Annotated in this window: 19 protein-coding genes and 1 riboswitch; of the genes, 14 read left to right on the forward strand and 5 right to left on the reverse strand. The window is 34.1% G+C overall.

The features are described from left to right. Positions 1 to 46: 46 nt before the first annotated feature. Together OWK30_RS04175 and OWK30_RS04180 are read right to left on the reverse strand one after the other, a co-directional pair. Positions 47 to 2,434, reverse strand: coding sequence for a molybdopterin oxidoreductase family protein (locus OWK30_RS04175; RefSeq protein WP_423323865.1), 2,388 nt, complete (start codon positions 2,432 to 2,434; stop codon positions 47 to 49). A gap of 10 nt (positions 2,435 to 2,444) precedes the next feature. Further along, entirely contained in the window at positions 2,445 to 2,798 is a 354-nt protein-coding gene (locus OWK30_RS04180; protein WP_423323867.1) for a cytochrome c3 family protein, read from the reverse strand. A gap of 187 nt (positions 2,799 to 2,985) precedes the next feature. Between OWK30_RS04180 and OWK30_RS04185 the strand changes: the two genes are divergently transcribed. The 3 genes from OWK30_RS04185 to hcp all read left to right on the forward strand — a co-directional run bounded on the left by OWK30_RS04185 (position 2,986) and on the right by hcp (position 6,909). Continuing rightward, complete coding sequence (locus OWK30_RS04185) at positions 2,986 to 4,581, forward strand: multiheme c-type cytochrome (protein WP_423323869.1); 1,596 nt, start codon at positions 2,986 to 2,988, stop codon at positions 4,579 to 4,581. 60 nt (positions 4,582 to 4,641) lie between these two features. Then, the gene (locus OWK30_RS04190; RefSeq protein WP_423323871.1) at positions 4,642 to 5,145 is read left to right on the forward strand and encodes a hypothetical protein; all 504 of its coding nucleotides are present in this window, start codon (positions 4,642 to 4,644) and stop codon (positions 5,143 to 5,145) included. 132 nt (positions 5,146 to 5,277) lie between these two features. Then, a complete protein-coding gene (gene hcp, locus OWK30_RS04195) occupies positions 5,278 to 6,909 on the forward strand; it encodes a hydroxylamine reductase (protein ID WP_423323873.1) in 1,632 nt (543 codons plus the stop codon). Positions 6,910 to 6,933: 24 nt separating this feature from the next. Here hcp and OWK30_RS04200 read toward each other — a convergent pair whose 3' ends face one another. The 3 genes from OWK30_RS04200 to OWK30_RS04210 form a co-directional block, all read right to left on the reverse strand. Beyond that, positions 6,934 to 8,856, reverse strand: coding sequence for a cytochrome c3 family protein (locus OWK30_RS04200; RefSeq protein WP_423323875.1), 1,923 nt, complete (start codon positions 8,854 to 8,856; stop codon positions 6,934 to 6,936). A gap of 261 nt (positions 8,857 to 9,117) precedes the next feature. Next, positions 9,118 to 9,858 (reverse strand): ABC transporter permease, encoded by a 741-nt coding sequence (locus OWK30_RS04205; RefSeq protein ID WP_423323877.1) that lies wholly within the window; start codon positions 9,856 to 9,858, stop codon positions 9,118 to 9,120. Continuing rightward, entirely contained in the window at positions 9,855 to 10,706 is an 852-nt protein-coding gene (locus tag OWK30_RS04210; protein ID WP_423323879.1) for an ABC transporter ATP-binding protein, read from the reverse strand. The genes OWK30_RS04205 and OWK30_RS04210 overlap by 4 nt, the downstream gene beginning before the upstream one ends. Before the next feature lie 64 nt (positions 10,707 to 10,770). Continuing rightward, positions 10,771 to 10,940: riboswitch (cobalamin riboswitch) on the forward strand. Positions 10,941 to 11,030: 90 nt separating this feature from the next. On the opposite strand from OWK30_RS04210, the gene OWK30_RS04215 reads away from it, so the two are divergent. From OWK30_RS04215 to OWK30_RS04265, 11 genes are all read left to right on the forward strand, one after another. After that, a complete protein-coding gene (locus OWK30_RS04215; RefSeq protein ID WP_423323881.1) occupies positions 11,031 to 12,365 on the forward strand; it encodes a cobyrinic acid a,c-diamide synthase CobB in 1,335 nt (444 codons plus the stop codon). Between the two features lie 4 nt (positions 12,366 to 12,369). Further along, on the forward strand, positions 12,370 to 13,338 hold the full coding sequence (locus tag OWK30_RS04220) for a sirohydrochlorin cobaltochelatase (protein WP_423323883.1): 969 nt from the start codon (positions 12,370 to 12,372) through the stop codon (positions 13,336 to 13,338). Then, the gene (locus tag OWK30_RS04225; protein ID WP_423323885.1) at positions 13,335 to 14,273 is read left to right on the forward strand and encodes a FecCD family ABC transporter permease; all 939 of its coding nucleotides are present in this window, start codon (positions 13,335 to 13,337) and stop codon (positions 14,271 to 14,273) included. The genes OWK30_RS04220 and OWK30_RS04225 overlap by 4 nt, the downstream gene beginning before the upstream one ends. 16 nt (positions 14,274 to 14,289) lie before the next feature. Next, positions 14,290 to 15,021, forward strand: a complete 732-nt coding sequence (locus OWK30_RS04230; protein ID WP_423323887.1) for an ABC transporter ATP-binding protein — start codon at positions 14,290 to 14,292, stop codon at positions 15,019 to 15,021. Then, positions 14,966 to 15,763 (forward strand): ABC transporter substrate-binding protein, encoded by a 798-nt coding sequence (locus OWK30_RS04235; protein WP_423323889.1) that lies wholly within the window; start codon positions 14,966 to 14,968, stop codon positions 15,761 to 15,763. The genes OWK30_RS04230 and OWK30_RS04235 overlap by 56 nt, the downstream gene beginning before the upstream one ends. Further along, the gene (gene cobA, locus OWK30_RS04240) at positions 15,760 to 16,533 is read left to right on the forward strand and encodes a uroporphyrinogen-III C-methyltransferase (RefSeq protein ID WP_423323891.1); all 774 of its coding nucleotides are present in this window, start codon (positions 15,760 to 15,762) and stop codon (positions 16,531 to 16,533) included. The genes OWK30_RS04235 and cobA overlap by 4 nt, the downstream gene beginning before the upstream one ends. Next, positions 16,509 to 17,210, forward strand: a complete 702-nt coding sequence (cobI, locus tag OWK30_RS04245) for a precorrin-2 C(20)-methyltransferase (protein ID WP_423323893.1) — start codon at positions 16,509 to 16,511, stop codon at positions 17,208 to 17,210. Before cobA ends, cobI begins: the two co-directional genes overlap by 25 nt. Further along, positions 17,207 to 17,824 carry a precorrin-8X methylmutase gene (locus tag OWK30_RS04250; protein WP_423323895.1) on the forward strand — a complete coding sequence of 206 codons (618 nt, stop codon included), beginning with the start codon at positions 17,207 to 17,209 and terminating at the stop codon, positions 17,822 to 17,824. The genes cobI and OWK30_RS04250 overlap by 4 nt, the downstream gene beginning before the upstream one ends. Next, complete coding sequence (cobK, locus tag OWK30_RS04255) at positions 17,817 to 18,512, forward strand: precorrin-6A reductase (protein WP_423323897.1); 696 nt, start codon at positions 17,817 to 17,819, stop codon at positions 18,510 to 18,512. The genes OWK30_RS04250 and cobK overlap by 8 nt, the downstream gene beginning before the upstream one ends. Then, positions 18,505 to 19,239: an ATP-dependent sacrificial sulfur transferase LarE gene (gene larE / locus OWK30_RS04260; protein WP_423323899.1), complete on the forward strand. Its 735-nt coding sequence runs from the start codon at positions 18,505 to 18,507 to the stop codon at positions 19,237 to 19,239. The genes cobK and larE overlap by 8 nt, the downstream gene beginning before the upstream one ends. 247 nt (positions 19,240 to 19,486) lie before the next feature. Further along, positions 19,487 to 19,825 (forward strand): P-II family nitrogen regulator, encoded by a 339-nt coding sequence (locus tag OWK30_RS04265; protein WP_423323901.1) that lies wholly within the window; start codon positions 19,487 to 19,489, stop codon positions 19,823 to 19,825. Positions 19,826 to 19,830: the final 5 nt, after the last annotated feature.

Consider the following 19,830-nt stretch of genomic DNA (forward strand, 5'->3'; position numbering starts at 1 on the left):
TACCTCCTAATAGATGAAAAAGGGCTCCTATAGGAGCCCTTTTTGCTTAGTAATAATTAGAGTTGATATCAGTGATTGTTACTTTTTCATTCATTTTTGTTGAGCCGGAATATTTTCTGATTTTAACTGCAGCAATTTTAAACTCTGGTTCTTTTGATCCAGGGTCAACGGCATCGTTACATACAAAGTTAATCATTCTACTGATTTCCTGATCGAACCAAGGTACAAAGAGTATACCAGGCATTGAGTTTTTAGTTATTCTGGCTGGTAATACTGCTTTTCCTCTTCTACTGATTACCTCAACTAAGTCACCTTCGAAGATATTGTATTTTCTAGCATCATCAGGGTGTATTTCAATGTAAGCATAAGGATAGCTCCTTGCTATCTCAGGTATTCTCATTGTCATTGTACCTGTATGCCAATGAGCAATAACTCTACCTGTTGTGAGATAGAAAGGATATTCTGCATCAGGCACCTCAGCTGGTCCTTTGTAAGGTCTTAGCCAGATATTTGCTCTTCCTTCACCTTTTTTGTCCATATAGAAGTAAATTTTGGCGTCATCTGGTATCTTTTTACCAAAAAATCTTTTGAATTCTTCATGTTCAAACATTGGATCTATACCGCGAACATATCTTTTATAAGTACCAGGATGTCCTGGATATGGACATGGCCATTGAATTCCAGCTTTTTCTTTTTTAAGTCTATCGTAGGTTGCGCCCCATAGAGAATGGTCACTATCTTTTGTAACTGTGATATAATCAGTCCACGCCATTTCATTTGCTTTCATTGTATCATCCATATTCCATGGGATAAGTTTCTCAAATCCCATTCTTTTTGCGATTTGTGCTGCTATCCATATATCAGGTTTTGCTTCCCCAGGAGGATTAACTGCTTTCTCTGTAAGCTGGCTTCTTCTTTCACTACATCCGTAAACACCACCTTTTTCATAAAGGAACGCAGCAGGAAGAACTACATCTGCAAGCTGTGTTGTTTTAGTAGGAAAAATGTCTAGTACAACTAAAAAAGCATCTTTCATACCTTTTATGTATCTATTAAGGTTTGGTAACGATTGAGCTGGGTTTGTAGTGGATGTTAGCATTGCTTTAATAGGTTTTTTGGGATCATTTTCTCCACCTAGAGAATCAAACATTTTCATTGTGTGAAACCCAGGTTTTGGATCAATGGTTCCTGGTTTGAGACCCCAAACCTTTTCAACATGAGTACGCCATTTTTTATTTTTGACAGGTTTAGTTCCAGGTAATAGGTGACAGAGAGAACCGGTTTCTCTAACACCACCACAAGCGTTTGGTTGACCAGTAAGGGAGAATGAATCTGCTCCAGGTTTACAAATATTACCTGTAATTAAATGTAGATTGTGTATCAAATTATTTGCCCAAACACCTCTGGTTCTTTGATTAAGTCCCATTGTCCAGAGAGTCATTGTGGCACCACTTGTGGCAAACCACTTTGCAGCTTTTCTGATGTTTTCAGCAGGACATCTTGTAAGTTTTTCAACAACTTCAGGTTTAAACTGTTCAACAAACTCAACATATTTGTCGAATGAGTAGACATTTTTACCATCTGTAATACGTGTATGAGCATCTATGAATTTTTTGTCATGCCAGTTGTTTTTAATAATTTCTCTTGCCATTGAGTGGAATACTGCGAGATCTGTTCCAGGGTCTACTGGTAGCCAAAGGTCCGCAATTTTTGCTGTATTAGTTTTTCTTGGTTCACATACTATGATTTTTACATCAGGATTTCTAAATTTATGTCTCATTATACGTCTAAAAATAATAGGATGACATTCACTGGTATTTGATCCAACAAGGAATATACATTTAGCACTTTCTATATCTGCATAACTACCGACAGGTTCATCAGAACCAAAGGTTGTGATATATCCACCCACTGCACTTGCCATACAGAGCCTTGGGTTTCCCTCTACCATATTGCTTCTAAAACCACCTTTCCAGAGTTTATTAAATGTGTAACTTTCTTCTGTAGTACATTGACCAGAACCATAATAAGCTACAGAATCTTTACCATATTTTCTATGGAAATATTTGAATTTTTTAGTTACATAGTCAAGAGCTTCATCCCATGATACTCTTTTGAATTTTCCATCTTTTTGCCTAATCATTGGATATTTAAGTCTGTCTGGATGGTACATACATTTGTAAGCTAAGAAACCTTTAACACAAAGGAAACCGAAGTTTGTCTTAGCTTCCGGATTTCCCTTTATTGCTACTACCTTACCGTTTTTAACACCAACATAAACTCCACAACCAGTTCCACAGAACCGGCATGTACCTTTGACCCATTTATCCACAATTTCTTTTGATTCAGCCTTTTTTGGTAATGAAATACCTATAGATGCAGCTGTAGCTGAAGCTACTGATAACTTAATAAAATCTCTTCTACTTAAAGACATGGTTTACCTCCTATTTATACTGATGAATTTTATGAATTGTAAAACTGTGAGCTATATGACAACTTGAGCATGATTTGTCTTTAGCAATGTTATTTTCAACTTGAATAGAGTGACAGCCAATACAGGTTTCATCTGCAGGTTTAGCTTTGAAGTTTTTTTCATCGCCGTGACAGACACCACATTCAACATCGATAAGTCCGTGAGCACTCTCTTTCCACTGTTTAACCACATCTGGAGTTACATCAGTATGGCAATTTAAACAGGTAGAATCACCCATATCTTCCGGATGAAGGTCAGAGTAAGCATTAAAAGCAAGTGAAACAGTAAAAAGTAAAAAAGTTAAAATAAATATTTTTGTTTTCATGGGCACCTCCAAATTAATGTTTTATAAATTATGTTCTAAATGAAGTAAAAAAGGGTAAAAAGTGGTAAAGGTGTTGTAAAAAATGTAAAGAATTATGTTTAAATATTTTACAATTAAATGAGAACTTTAACATTTTTTTTATAAAGCCAGTTGTATATTCTTTATATAATATTTTCAGGAGGTGTGTATGCGTAAGTCAATAGTTTTTTGTTTGTTTTTTTTATTTTCCATTAGCGCTTTTGCCCTTGATATTAAAGGTATTTCTGTGGACGCTGAAAGTGCAAAATGTATTACTTGTCACCAAGACATGAATGTTGCCACAAAAGTTCATGATCAATGGGCAGAAAGTGCACATGCAAAAAATGGTGTTGGGTGTCTTGATTGTCACGAAGCTGAGCAGGGTGAGTTTGATGCTATCAACCATTATGGACAGTTTGTAGGAACTCATCCTACTCCAAAAGATTGTGCAAAGTGTCATGAAGAAGAGGTTGAGCAGAATACGAAGAGTAAGCACGCGTATCCTTTTTGGCTTTATGCTCCAGCTGATAGGGCCGTTTTCGAGCCAATTATTGGAACAAAACAAGGGTGTGAACAGTGTCATAATGTTTCAGCATTTTGGCCAGATGGTAGTGTGGGAGAGTGTGATGTTTGTCACTCTAAACACACATTTGATTTAGCTCAGGCACACAATCCGTATACTTGTGGTGAGTGTCATTTAGGTCCTGACCATCCACAAATTGAGATTTATATTGAGTCAAAGCATGGTAATATTTTTACCACTAAAATGGCTCAGGGTAAGTTGAATTTGGATTTTAACACTAAGAAAACAGGTGATACTCCGTTAGATTTTCCTGTATGTACAACATGTCACATGGATGCTATTAATGGATTAAAAAGTACTCACAACGTAAGTGAAAGATTGTCTTGGGAATCTCAAGCACCATGGAGTTACAGAACAATTTGGTTTGAAGAAGAACTTGGTAGTTGGAAAGATAAGCAGGAAAGAATGAAAACTGCATGTAAAGCATGTCACGCTCCAAACTTTGTGGAAGATTACTTCCTTGTATATGACCTTGTAAATCTTCAGTACAACGAAATCAGAAGAGCTTTTGTTTATTGGGTAAAACTTTATGAAAAGAAAGGTTTAATAAAACCTCTTAAGGCTAAAACAGCTAACGGTAGTATGAAAAAATTCTCTAACACTGTAATAAACGCTAGTTGGTATACAACTGCATCTGAAATTATGTACAATTCATGGCATCATGAAGGTAGAAGATTTAGAATGGGTGCAGCTATGCAAGGTGCTGACTATGTTCAGTGGCATGGTATCTGGGAGCTGCAACATAATTTACAAGAGATGATTGCTTGGGGTGCTGAGCATGGTGTAGAAGAAGCTAAGAAAATCTACGAAAGTGATAGCCCAACTAAATTCTATCCGTACAAACTCTATGATTTTCCTGGTGGATTATACGGACTTTATACAGAAGAGCAATATTCTGTTCCTGCACTTTACAAAATTATTCCAAATTATTGGAAAATGGTGAAGGCTAATGTTGAGCAAGCGTATAAGAAAGGATTTTTGACTAAAGCTGAGTGGGAAAGATGGCTTGAAAGGTATAACAATAGAGATAAATATCTTGGTAAGAAATTTGGTAAGCATAAAATATTCGAAGATTACAAAAAGAGAAAGGCTAAAGAGCTTAATTTGAAAGATAAAAATTCTGCTCTTTACAAAACAATAAAAATTGGTTTACCTTCACCAATAATAACTGATATAAAGTAAGAATATTAGGGAGGGCATAAGCTCTCCCTAATTTTAGGATTAACTGATAAAGGTGTGAAAATGAAAAAAATGTTTATTTATATTTCTTTAGTTCTTTTAATTTTTAGTGTTAATTTATTTGCTCAGGTAGTGGCGGAAATTAATGGTTTTAAGATTACCGATGATATTTTGAAAAAATATGTAGATGAAGTTGCAGGGAGAAAATATAAGAATTATTTGAAGTCTGATTCTGGTAAAAGAAAGTTGGCAGAATATTATATCAATAGATATGTGTTATTAAAATATGCAAAGGAGATTTACAAAGAGGAAGATTTAAGGAAATTAAAGAAATCTCATCCAGAACTTGATACTGATACACTTTACTTATTATATCTTATAGATGAAAAGATTAACAAACAAATAAAAATTGATGATAAAGAACTGGAAAAATTTATGAAATCTAACGGCATAGGCAATAAAAACAGTGCTTATGCAAATTTATTAACTATCAAAAGAAAAAAACTATTAGATGATTTGTTAAATAAGCTTAAGCAAGAATATAATATAGTTTTCTATATAAAATAATTTATAAAGCCGGGAGTTTCCGGCTTTTTTTCTAATTCTGGATAAATTTTATCTTTTTTTGACTCAAATCAATTAAATTGTGATATAATCCGATTATATAAGATCATCAAAACTAAAAAAGGAGGTAAAAGTATGTTTTGTTATCAATGTAGTGAAGCTTTGAAAAATCATGGTTGTACTGTAAGAGGTGTTTGCGGGAAGGATGATGAGGTTGCTGTTTTGCAAGACCTTTTAATTTATTCAACTAAAGGATTAGGTTATCTTCTAAATGAGGGAAGAAAAAAAGGGATTAAAAATGAAAATGCAGACTTATTTGTATTAGAGGCTCTTTTTGCAACAATAACTAATGTAAATTTTGATGCACAAAGATTTGTTGATTATATCAATCAATCTATTGAGGTTAGAAATGAATTAATTGATCAAATTAAACCTGAGGGTAATTTGCCAGATGCAGCTTCATTCAAAGTAGATGGTAAAAAGGAGATGCTTGCTAAAGCGGCAGCAGTAGGAGTACTTTCAGAGGAGAATGAAGATATTAGATCTTTAAAAGAACTTCTCATTTATGGTTTGAAAGGGATTGCTGCTTATGCAGATCATGCTTATGTGTTGAATCACAAAAGCGAAGAGATTTTTGAGTTCGTAGATTTTGCTCTTGCTGAAACGTTGAGAAAAGATATCTCTGCTGATGAACTTATCAATCTTGTTTTGAAAGCAGGTGATGTAGCAGTTAAGACGATGGAGTTGCTTGATAAAGCAAATACTTCAAGATACGGCAACCCTGAAGTTACAAAAGTGTATACAGGGCTTGAAGAAGGTCCAGCTATTCTTGTAAGTGGTCATGATTTGCTTGACCTTGAAGATTTGCTTAAGCAAACGGAAGGAACTGGGGTTAATATTTATACTCATGGTGAAATGTTGCCAGCTCATGCTTATCCTGAGTTTAAAAAATATAAACATTTAAAAGGGAATTTTGGAACAGCTTGGTATAATCAAATTCATGAGTTTCCTGAATTTAATGGTGCTATTCTTTTTACAACAAACTGTATAGTTCCTCCAAAGGATTCTTATTTTGACAGACTTTTCACAACAGGGCTTGTGGGTTGGCCTGGTGTGCCACACATTCCAAACAGAATAGATGGAAAACCTAAAGATTTCACTCCTGTAATTGAAAAAGCAAAAGCTCTTGGTGGATTGAAGCCAAAAGAAGGTAAATATATAACAATTGGTTTTGCTCATGAACAGGTAATGCAAGTTGCTGATAAAGTAATTGAAGCAGTTAAATCTGGTAAGATTAAGAGATTTATAGTTATGGCAGGTTGTGATGGTAGACTTAAAAAGCGTGAGTATTACACTGAAGTTGCTAAAAAATTGCCTCAAGATACTGTTATTTTGACAGCTGGTTGTGCTAAGTACAGATATAATATGCTGGATCTCGGTGATATTGATGGTATTCCAAGAATTCTTGATGCGGGCCAGTGTAATGATAGTTATTCTTTGGCTTATATTGCACTGAAATTAAAAGAAGCTTTTGGACTTGATGATATAAATGATTTACCAATTTCGTACGATATTGCATGGTATGAACAGAAGGCTGTGGCTGTGCTTCTTGCTCTTCTTGCTCTTGGGGTAAAAGGGATTAGACTTGGACCAGTTCTTCCTGCGTTCCTTTCACCAAATGTAGCTAAGGTACTTGTGGAAAACTTTGATATCAAACCAATAGGTGATGTAGATTCAGATATTGAAGCTATGCTTCAAGGAAAATAAAAAAGCGGGGAAATCCCCCGCTTTTTATTTGAATGTTTCTAACAATTTTTTTGCCGTTTCAATATTGTGAGGAAGAATTTTTCTAATTTTCTCTAATTCAGAGACTTTGGTTTTATCTTTCTTGAATTTCATTTTTAATGTGTGAATTTTTGCATATAGTAGATTATATTCATTGAGAGTATTTTCATATTTTTGTTCATCAAAAGGTATTGAAAAATCTATTCCTTTTACATCCCAAGCATTTTTTACATAAACAAAAGGTGCAAAATCATCTATATGTCTACCTTTTACAGGAATAATTTCGCTGTATTTAAAATCGCTAAATTCTAGCCCATTTTTACCAGCTTTGATAACATAAGAGCCATAGAAAGGTTTTTTAACATCTGTTTTTACAGTGTAGGCAAACCAACTTGTTGCAATTTGCTCATGGCTTGAGTGACAGCTGTTGCAGTTCCTCCCTTTACCTATAGCATGTGACATTTTATCCATTTGAATCCAAGCAAGCATATTATCGTTGTTTTTTAATCCCTTAAAAATTCCTGTTATTATATACATATCATTAACTTCATCAGGTTTTCTTTCTATTACAAATTCTTTAGGTTCACCAATTTCTGTTTTACCTTTAACAATAGTTTTATTGATTTTTCTGACCATCAGTCCAGTTTTTTCTACATTACCTTTAATGTTCATAACGGCCATAGGGTATGGTTTGATAGGGATCCATTTTCCAGTACTTGGATGTTTAACTAAAGTTGGCATGCTTCTTACGCCATAGTATTGTTTATGTTTTGCGAAGTAATTGAATTGGCCTTCTGAAATACCGGGACCCCAGAAAGTAAATTGATAAGCACCTACTTCTTGAATATGGCAGGATGAACAGTCAACATTTTTATGGTTGTTGCTTGTTTTTACTGCCTCAACAATTTCAGCGTGGCATTTTGAACACGATTCTTTGGCATCATTTGAAGCCAAATGTCCAAAACTATGATTTTTCATTTGATGACAATCTGTACAATTTATATTATTTTCAGAATGAACATCAGCTGGTAATTCTCCGTATGGGAATGCAAATTCTTCACGCATATACCCAGCTCCCCTTCTTCGATCCATAGGCCCAGCATGACAAATAGTACCTTTTCCGCTACCGTAACAGCTTAAGTTTTCAACTTTTTTGGTAAAGAGGTGTCTAGTTTTTGATTTTTTAAAGCCTTCGTAATGGCAGTCGTTACAACTAGCATGGCATTTATTACAACCTCTATTTTTACCATCGTTCATTAATTTGGTAAAATCTTTTGTGCACTCACTTTTTATTTTATTGAAGTTATCACCCCACCAGACACCACAGTTTTGTGGGCCAGGAGGGTTTTTTCTCCAGTTTGTAAAAGCTCTCTGATATTTATTTAATCCCATTCCAGATTTATTATAGTCAGTAAATTCCTGTTCATGGCATTTTCCACAAGTTTCTTTAGCAATTTTAGGTGAATAAGCAAAAGTTTTTGGATCGTGATCGTGATAAAATAATTGCATTAATTTTTTTATACCATATTTTTGTTTAGCTTCTTTGGTAGGTTTTCTAAGCAAAAGTTTTGCTCTATTTTTACCTTTTGGTTGGATTGGATCATAATTTGTTACTTCTCTTCCTATTGCTTCATATTTGTGTTTTTTTCCGATTGCAGCATAAAATGGTCTTGGCATACCTTTATGGGCTTCATTTTTATCCATTGTTTGGTTGTTACCAAGGTGACAGTCAACACAAGTAGGAGCGCCGTCCATGTTAACTTCTTTATCTACCTCTGCTGGATCAAGATACATTTGAGGAAAGCCAAGTTTTTCTAATAATTTTTTGTTCGAATGGCATTTTACACAGGTAGAATCTGGATCATACCCATATGATAAGACTGTTGAAAATATCAAAATGAAAACTGAAAGTAACAAATGCTTTTTCATTTTTTTACCTCCTACGAATAGTTATATTTTATGCTAATACAAATTAGTAGCTATAAATTTATTCTTAAATTTTATTATACAAGTATGGTATCCAAAGTGCAATTAATTTTGAGTAAAACTTTTATTCTCCTGAAAACTAGCATGTTTTTCTTTCTATTTATTACGGAATATTGGTAGATGGACATGCTACAATAAAGCGTTGTTTTTTGGAATATAAGTATATGCTAGAAATGTAAAAATTAAGTAACTCCAGATTTATTTTTAAACGGTTTCAATATGATGAATAATCTTTTTCGATAGATAAATTAATATTAATATAATTAGGAACACATATAATAAGTTAGATATATTGATAGAGCCTTGTAAAAGTGAGCTTCTAATCAGTTTTGTGGAATAAGTAAGAGGGAAGATATAAGCAATATATTTTACAAACAAAGGCATTTTATCCACAGGGTAAAATGTACCTGAGAGAAATATCATTGGAGTGATTACAAAGGTATTTACACTAAATTGGTCACCATGGTTCTTAACAATTAAAGCTACGATAAATCCTAAAAGGGAAAATGCAGTGAGATGAAGTAAAATTGAGATCATAAACAGAATGTTTATATTCAGATTCACGCCAATTACAAACCCATAGATGATTACTATCACCGTCGGGATTAATCCTTTTGTAATGCCATATAAGGTTTCACCTGCAACAATTTGCCATTTGGGGATTGGAGCAAGCAGATATTCATCAAATACTTTAAAGTAGAATCTTGAAATATTGATTTCTGTAGAAATTCCATAAGCTTGGTTCATAGAGCTCATTGTAATAAGACCGGGTATTAAAAAAGTGATATAATTATAACCATCAATTTGAGAATTTTTGCCTACACCAAAACCGAATGCTAGAAGGAACAAAAGGGGTGATATGGAGCTTGAAAGAATCACTTTCCAAAATCTGGATTTTAAGATAAAAAGTTCTCTTAAGTAAACTCCTATGACCCCATTTATCATATTTTTATTTTTCTCCCGGTTAGCTTTAAGTATACATCTTCAAGGTTTACTTCTCTAATTTTTGCAGAGTAGACGCCGTTTAAACTGTTTAATCTTTCAAGAGCTTCTTTTTTACTGTTAAAATACTCTTCCACTGTTTTGTTATCTTTGAAGATTTCAAGGGTGTATTTTCCAACTTCGTTTTTCAACGATTCAGGCTCACCTTCTTTTATTATTTTACCGTTGTCAATGAAATATACATAGTTTGATAAAGTTTCGGCTTCTTCAATGTAGTGGGTCGTTAAAATAATGGTGCAACCTAGTTTTATATTAATACTTTTTATAAAATCCCACAAATGCCTTCGCGTGGCAGGATCTAATCCCACAGTCGGCTCATCAAGAAACAGAATTTTTGGTTCATGCAGGAGCGCTCTTCCAATTACAAGTCTCCGCTTCATCCCTCCTGAAAGCTTTCCTGCCTTTTTATCTTTATGTTTAGAAAGCCCGGTAAAATGAAGCATTTCGTTTATTTTATTTATTCTTTTTTCCTTGTTTATCCCATAAAGGATTGAGTGTACTAGCCAGTTTTCAACCACTGTGAGGTCTCTATCCACATTGTTGTGCTGAGGAACAATACCAATCAATTTTTTGATTTTGTTATTTTTAGGGGTAAAAGGGGTTTTATCGTAGAATATCTCTCCTCTATCTTGCTTTAACAATCCTGTAAGAATGTTTATTGCTGTAGTCTTACCTGCTCCATTTGGTCCAAGTAAGGCTGTGATGGAGTTATGTTTTACAGTGAAGCTAACACCTTTTAATGCTTTGGTGTTTCCAAAATTTTTTTCAAGATTTATCACTTCTATTTGCATAGGGTTGAAAATAAATAAAATAATTCTAAGTTGCAAGAAAATAATTGCAAAAACCACCATTTTATTTTATGATTTTTTTAGGCACAAGGGAAGTCCGGTGAAAATCCGGCGCTGTACCCGCAGCTGTGAGCTGGACGAAAGCCCTTTATGCCACTGCCGGTCCGTGGGCTGGTGGGAAGGCGGGCGAGTAGGATGAAGGCGAGCCAGAAGACCTGTGCCTCACCCGGCCATAGTCGGGTGTGAGCGTCCCCGGGTATTGGGACCGGAGCGCTTGAACTTTCCTGTTAGCGGCTCTCCGGTCTCAATTTATGAGACTGGAGAGTGATGGATAAAAAAGCAGTTGTTATATCATCTGATAGAAGTGGTTCCGGTAAAAGTAGTTTTTCCATATTTTTATCCAGATTTTTTTCCAATCAACAATTAAAAGTTATCCCTTTTAAATGTGGACCGGATTATATTGATACGTTGCATTTAAAGTATGCTTCAAAAAACTATGCTTATAATCTTGATACGGTTTTGATGAATCGTGAAAAGCTGAAGTACAATTTTACCAAAAAATTACTTGAAAATAACGTGGCCATTGTTGAAGGGGTCATGGGTTTTTATGATGGTGTGGATTTTAAAAGTTTTTACGGAAGTACATATGACATAAGTAAAACACTATGTTTGCCTGTAATTTTTATATTGGATGTTTCATCATCTTCGTATACTGTTGCAGCAAGATTAAAGGGACTTATTTCACTGGTAGATGATATAAATGTAGTCGGCGTTATTTTAAATAAAGTAGGTTCCACAAAGCATGAATCAATGGTTAGAAATGCTGTCGAATATCATACAGGTGTGGAAGTAATAGGTGCTGTTCCTAAACTAAAAGAGATAGAAATAGCATCGAGACATCTTGGTATAAAAACTGCCATAGAGATGGAGAAAGATTTTTATGAAAAACTTATGGAAGAATACATTAAATATGCAAATGTGGATAAGATAGTTGATAAAATTAGTTATATTCCTGAACAAATTAATATTCATGATTTTACCTATAACAAGCAAAAGAAAGTTGCCTATGTTGCTTATGATGAAGCTTTTAATTTTTATTATCATGACAATCTTGATTATTTGGAAAATAATGGATTTAAAATTAAGTTTTTTTCACCTTTAGAGAACGAAGTCCCTGACAATCCGGATTTTATCTATATTGGCGGTGGATATCCCGAACTTTTTGCTAAAAAGTTGGCAAAATGTATAGAAGTGAAAGAAGCTATTAGATTATTTGCAAAAAGAGGTGTTCCCATTTTAGCTGAGTGTGGTGGGATGATGTATTTATCAAAAGGGATTTTTACGGCTGACGGTTTTTATGAAATGTGTAATCTGTTTGATTTTACTGTGGAGATGACAAAGAAAAGACAATCCCTTGGTTACGTAAAAGTAAAAGCAATGATTGATACCTATTACTTTGAACAAGGGGAAGAGTTTGTTGGGCATGAATTTCATTATTCCAGAATTAAAGAGAGTAAAGAGGATTTTGTGTTTGAAGTTTACAAACTGACAGGGGAAGAGAGGTCTTTTGACGGATTTTACAGGGGTAATGCCCTTGCATGTTATACACATTTTCACTTCTTAAGTGAAAACAGTATAGTAAAAAATTTAATAAGGGGGTAGTTGTATGAGAAAGTTTTTGCTTTTTATGTTATTAATTTTCTTTTCAGGAGTTTGTATGGCAGGTATGATGGCAAAGAAAGAGAACAAAACAGCCATTGTAATTGCAAGTTTTGGCACCACTTATCCATCAGGACTTAAGTCTATTATCAATATCTTAGACATGGTAAGGGAAGAATTTCCAAATACCGAACTGAGAGTAACTTTTACGTCCAATATTATCAGAAAAAAATGGCAAGAAAGAAGTAAAAATCCTAAAAAGTGGCTTGAGCAGGGAGTGCCTACAGAAATCATAAATGTAAAAGGAATTGTGGCAACATTGGGACAACTATCTGATGAAGGATATAAAAATATAGTTATTCAAACTACACACATATTCCATGGAGAAGAGTTTTCAGATGTTCTTGAATATGCAAGAGGGTTAAATTCCATTAAAACAATTAAAGAGAGATGGAAACCTTTTAATAAAATTGTAGTGGGTAGACCTGCTTTAGGTACTTATGGTGATAAGTATGATTATCATGAGGATATTAAAGAAGTTGTAAAAGCATTGAGACCGGATATCGAGCTTGCAAGAAAGTATGATGCCGCCCTTGTGTATATGGGGCATGGGAATGAATATTATTCCACAGGTGCATATATTGAAACAGAAGAGATGTTTAATGAGATGTATCCTGATATGAAAACTTTTATTGGGGTTGTTGAAGGATATCCTTCTCTGGAGATTGTTCTTAAAAAATTGAGACAGAGTGGCAAAAAGAAGGTGGTTTTAAAGCCTTTTATGGTGGTGGCAGGTGATCATGCCAGCAATGATATGGCAGGAGACGAGCCTGATTCCTGGAAAAATATATTGCAGAGAGAAGGGTATAAAGTGATACCTGTTATTGAAGGGCTTGGTTCTAATGATGCCTTTGCAAGAATTTTTGTAGAGCATCTTAAAGATGCTGCAAGGGATGGTGGAATTATTCTTAAATGAGAAGAACATTGGTTACTCTGTTTTTGACAGTTGTAATTGTTATTTTTGCCCTTACAAATGGGGCTGTTAAGCTTAATGATATGAATCTTAATTTAATGTTAAATATAAGATTGCCGAGAGTTTTAATGGCATTTTTGGTGGGAGCCATGCTTGCGCAAAGCGGTTCCCTTTTGCAACTATTATTGAGAAATCCTCTTGCCGACGGATTTACCACAGGTATTTCATCGGCGGCAGCATTGGGTGCAGTTATAGCCATAACGTTAGGATTTAACTATTTTTTTATCCCTTTTGTTTCTCTCTTTTTTGCTACCCTTGGTTTAATGATTGTTTTTAAGGTGGGCAGCAGTGACAAATCTTTTCATTTTACTACAATTATTCTGGCAGGGATTGTGTTGAATATCATATGTTCTTCATTTATCAGCTTTTTGAAATACTATTTTAATGATTCTATAGGTACAGTGGTTTTTTGGTTGATGGGTGGTTTTTACGGTGTAACATATTCTAAAATAACTATTCTAGCTTTTGTTACGATTGTTCTTTTCTTTTTGAGCTATAAAAGTGCTTATAAATTGAATATTCTTGCTTTTGACGATCTTACGGCAAATTCCCTTGGGGTAAATGTGAAAAGGATGAGAAAAAAGTTTTTTGTAGTTGCAGCCATGTTGACTGCAGTGGCAGTTAGTTTTAGCGGTATCATAGGTTTTGTGGGATTAATTGTACCTCATATCGTAAGAGGTATTTTCGGTGGAGATATGAAAACCAATATTTTGTATTCCACGCTGTTTGGAGCAAATTTTCTGCTTTTTGCAGATACAATTAGCAGGATAATTATCCCTTCAGGTGCCGAATTGCCTGTGGGGGTGGTGACTTCATTTCTTGGCGGACTTTTTTTCATATTTCTACTCAAATATAAATTGAAGCGGGTTTGGTACTAGATGAGTGTAGATAAAGATGAATATTATTGAAGTTAAGAATTTGAATTTTGTACAAGATGAATTTTATCTTAAAATTAAGCACTTGGAGATTAAAAAGGGTGAAAAAGTGGCTTTACTTGGTGAAAACGGAGCGGGTAAAAGTACTTTTTTTAATCTTATTTCAGGTATTTATGATAATTACGAAGGTGAAATTGATATAAACGGTAAAAATATTAAAGATTATTCTAATTTGGGGCTTGCAAAAGCGATTTCCTATTTACCTCAGTTTTCAGAGATAATTTTCGGATTTAGTGTATTTGAGACGGTTTTATTTGGGAGATATCCGAAAACAGGGGGGAATTACGGCAAAAAAGATTATGAACTAACGGAGCAATGGTTAGAAAAGTTAGAATTGACGGATTTGAGAAATAGAAAGTTTAGAGAACTTTCGGGTGGGGAAAAGAGAAGAGTAATGCTGGCAAGGGTTTTTAATCAGGATAGTAATGTGGTTGTTCTCGATGAGCCTTTCTCAATGATTGATGTCAAGTTTATTAAAACTATCAGGGGATTACTTGATGAATTGGACAAGACAGTAATTTGTTCTGTCCATGACATAAATCAGGTGAGGGGCGTTTGCGATAGAGTGGTGTTTTTGAAAAAAGGTGAAATAGCCAAATTTTTGAAGATGGATGAAGTAACCAGGGAGGTCTTGAATGAGATTTTTGAAGTCGATTTTAATAATATTAACGGTTATTTTCTGGCTGTGTAAATACAGTTTTGCCTATGATAGAGTTGTCATTTTGTCTCCGGCTGCTGTTGATATCTTTTCAAAACTCGGATTGGATGACAGTATAGTCGGAGTTACGAGACATATAAAAGAGTTTAAAAAAGCGAGGAAAGTTGGTTCTCATATAAAACCTAATATTGAGATTATTGCATCATTAAATCCTGATTTGATAGTCTATTCTAATGAAAAATATTTTCCAAAGCTGCTCAAATCAAAAGTAGATGCAAAATTTTATAGATATGATCCAAGAACCGTGGAAGAGATTTTTGAAAAAATTCTGGAAATTTCAAAGATGATGGATGTGCCCCAAAAAGGGGTACGGTTAGTTGATGACCTTAAAGTAAAATTGAAGAAGGTTAAAAAGTTAAGAAAGATACCGAAGGTTGTTTATGAAGTTATGTATGTGCCATATATGGTGGCAGGTGAAAAGAATATTGTCTCGGATGTGATCAGGAAAGCAGGTGGTATCAATCTTGTAAAAATTAATAGAAAACTTGTGAGGTATTCTTTAGAGAAGGTGTTGGCTTTAAATCCAGATATATACATATATCAAGTTGGACCTATGAATAAAAAGGCCGTGGCACCTGAAAAAAGGTTGGAGTTTAAAAGTTTGAAATCCAAATTTGTGGAAGTGGATGAGCTCCTTTTTTCTAGGGGGAACAGCCACACTATAGATGCCATTTTGCAGTTAAACCAAATTTTTTATAGATGGAGTAATGAATGAGAAAATTGGTAATTGAAGGAGCGGGAGTAGGCAAAGATTTAATTACGGTAAAGGGGTTAGAGAAGCTAAAAGAAGCTGATGTGATTTTATATGATAGACTTGTGGATGAGAAGATTCTGCAAGATTTGAATTGTAAAAAGATTTTTGTGGGTAAAACTCCATATAAACCGAGCTGTAGTCAATGTCAGATTAATAGTTTGATTGAAAAGTATCTGATGGAAGATAAAACCGTTTTACGTATAAAAAGTGGTGATGCGTCCATATATTCAAGAAGCCTTGAAGAGATTGATGTGGCAAGGAGGTGTGAGGCTGCTATTGAGATCATTCCTGGAGTAACGACTGTTTCTCATCTGGTAGCAAAAATTGAGACTGCTCTTACTGCAAGAGATGTTTCATCTGGAGTGATTTTTATCACAGGACATAAAAAAGAGGGTGAGCTTGAGCAGGCTTACAACTGGAAGGCATTGGTAGATTTAAACATGAGTATTGTGGTATATATGGGGGTAAAAAACTTTTTGATTATATTGAAAAAACTTGTTGAAAACGGATTGAAAGAAACTACCCCTATTGCCATAGGTGAAAAGCTTGAATATCCCGATGAGAAGATTTTAATTTCCACAGTGGGTGATGTTTTAAAGGGTGGGTTCAAAATAAGCTATCCCTCCATAATGCTTATTGGAGAAGTAGTAGGTTATTCCAACCGGTTTTTAAAAGAAATGAGGCGAAAAGGTGAGGTGTGTAACAAATGCAAAGAAGGATTTATGCCATAGGATTGGGGCCCGGAGATTCCGAATACATCAGTGTCAAAGGGGTAAATGTTTTAAAATCATGCGATTTGGTGGTGGTGCCACAATCAGATAAAACGGGTAGAAGTGTTGCAAAGGAGATTGTGAAGCAATATGTAAGTGATGAGAAGATTTTTATGTATTTCTTTCCGATGAATAATGATAAAGAGCTTCTTGATAGAAGATATTCTGAATTGGCTGAAAAGATAGAGCAGTTTTTGAATGAGGGCAAAAAAGTATGTTATGTGACAATCGGTGACTTATCCATTTACAGTACTTTTAATTATCTTTATGAAAAGCTGAAAGAAAAAGAGATTAAAGTTGAAAAAATAGCGGGCATCCCTTCTTTTATTGCAGCGGCAAACAGGATAGATGAAAATATTGTGATTAAAGGGGAGTCTTTTTGCGTTGTTGAAATGGAGAAAGATGGGAGGATGCTGGGAAAAGTTTTGAGTCTTTTTGACACAGTGATTGTTATGAAAGTGCATAAAAGATTGAAAAGTTTAATCGAGTTTGCACGAGAAAATAAAATGGTGGAAAAAGCTTATCTTGTGGAGCGATGTACTTTGGATGGTGAAAGGGTTTTTGATCTTTTAACTGATGAGGTCCCTGAAAATGCGGGATATTTATCCACAGCTATTTTGTACAGGAGAAAAGGATGAAAAAAGGGGAAATGATTGAGAAGGAGAGTTTTGATATTATAGAACAGAATGTGGATCTTTCAAATTTTAGTGAAGAAGAGAAAGTGGTAGTAAAAAGAGTTATACATGCTTCTGGCGACTTTGAGTTTGCAAAATTGATACATTTTTCAAAAGAATGGTTAAAAGATTTTAAAGATATTTTGGGAAAAAAGCCTTCTGTGATTTGTGATGTGAATATGGTAAAATCAGGTATTACTGAAAAGTATCTAAGAGTTAGCGGACTGAAAACTTATTGCTTTATTTCTGATGACGAAGTTATTAGGAGGGCTAAGGAGCTTAATAAAACTCAGGCTGAGATTTCAATGGAATATGCTTTTGATAGGTTTGAAAATATAATTTTTGTTATCGGCAATGCTCCTACCGCTTTGTTGAAAGTAATTGAGATGAGCAAAGATAGAGATGATAAAGCTGTATTTGTGGTCGGTATGCCTGTGGGGTTTGTAAAAGCTGCAGAATTTAAAAAAATGCTTGCAGAATCTCCGATTCCTTGCATTACAAATTTTGGGACAAAGGGTGGTAGCGGTATTGCCGCTGCTGCATTCAACGCTTTGATAAAAGTATGCTATCATGTTTGATAAATTACTGATTTTAGGTGGAACTTCTGATACTCATAGGTTTTTAAATTCATTAGAAAGTGACAATTTCATTATAACTGTGGCAACCGAATATGGATATGAGCAGTTTTCAAAAAAATATGGTAAAGATAAGGTATTGTTTATAAAATTTGATGAGGCAAGTTTAGAGAAGTTTATCAAAGAAAATAAAATTACTAAAATTATTGATACCACGCATCCTTACGCAAAAGTGATAACAGAAACAGCTTTGAATGTATCAAAGAATTTGAATATAGAGTATCTTTCGTATGTTAGAGATGATGATATTAATGTTGATTATGAAAAAGCTATTTTTTTTAGCAACAGAGAAGAAGTGATAACTTTTTTAAAAGAAAAGGATTTTAGGAGAATTTTATTTACAATTGGAAGTAAAATGATGAAAGATTTTGCATTTTTAAAAGATAAAGCTTATGTGCGTGTTTTACCTTTTGAAAATTCCATCTACGAAGTGAGAAAATATGGATTTGATTATGATAAAATTATTGCCATGCAGGGACCGTTTTCAAAGGATTTTAATGTGGCACTGATTAAAGAGCTTAAAATAGATCTTCTTATTACGAAAAAGAGTGGAAAGGCCGGTGGTTTTAAAGAGAAAATAGAGGCTTGCGAAGAAACCGGAATTTATTGTATTGTAATTGATAATGAATAATAAGCTAAAGGAATATTTTAAAAATTTTAAAACTGCTATTGTTGCCTTAAGTGGTGGTGCCGATAGTTCTGCGGTTTTAAAATTGGCTACAGATTACTTAGGAAAAGAGAATGTTCTAGCGGCAACTTGTGTTAATTTTAATATGTTTGTTTATGAGATAAATTTTGCCTATAAAGTAGCCGATCTGCTGAATGTGGCATGGAAACCTTTTTATGCAAAACTTGCCAATGAGCTTTTTACAGATGATAGGGATAAATGTTTTTATTGTAAAAAAAATATCTTGGGAGAACTGGTCAAAATAAAAAAGGAATTCGGGATTGATGTTATTTTTGATGGTTCGAATATCGATGATTTAGCTGATTATAGACCTGGAATGAAAGCAATAGAGATGTTTAATATTAAATCCCCGTTGTTGGAAAATGAGCTTGGGAAAGAATATGTTTCTGAAGTTATTAAAGATTCTGTTTTGAACACACTCTCATTTCATACTCAATCATGTATTGCTACGAGAGTTAAAACAAAAAATGCCACGGTAGAGGATATAAGAAAGATTGAACTTGCTGAGGATATGTTAAGAGATAAGTTTCCAGATATAAGAGTGAGATATTTCGGTGATTCTTTGAAGGTGGAATTTAAAAGAGATCGTATAGTTGATGAGGTTGATAGGCGTTTCATTTTTGAAATTTTAGAAAAAAATTTTGACGAAAAAGTAAAGATAATAATTTGATTAATTAAAAACTTTTTCAAAAACAATTCAAATATTTCAGTTTTAAATCACACATTTTAAAAATGGTCAGCTATGTATAAAAAAGCACCATTATTAGATTAAAAAATAGACATATTATTAAAAAAACTAATAATAAAAATAGCCTATGGTAATAAATAAGATCGTTAACTATTTGTTGTTAAATCGTTTTAGTGAATCTTAAAATTGTGGCATGTGTATTGCATATTGATTTTTAAGGAGGTGGCGTATGAAACTTGTTAAAGCAGTTATTAAACCGTTTAAACTTGATGATGTTAAAGAAGCTCTTGTTAATCTTGGTGTTAAAGGGATGACAATTTATGAGGTCAAAGGTTTTGGAAGACAGAAGGGGCATTTTGAGCTTTACAGAGGAGCAGAATACGAGGTGGATTTTGTGCCAAAGGTGGTGGTGGAAGTAGTGGTTACTGACGATATGGAAGAACAGGTTGTTGAAAAGATAATGCAGACGGCTCGTACAGGGAAAATTGGTGATGGAAAGATATTTATTATGGATGTTTCAAGATGTGTGAGAATTAGAACAGGTGAGATTGATGAAAGGTGTTTATAGGAGGT

The organism is Deferribacter abyssi (genome assembly GCF_049472655.1).
In the GTDB taxonomy this organism is placed as follows: domain Bacteria; phylum Chrysiogenota; class Deferribacteres; order Deferribacterales; family Deferribacteraceae; genus Deferribacter; species Deferribacter abyssi.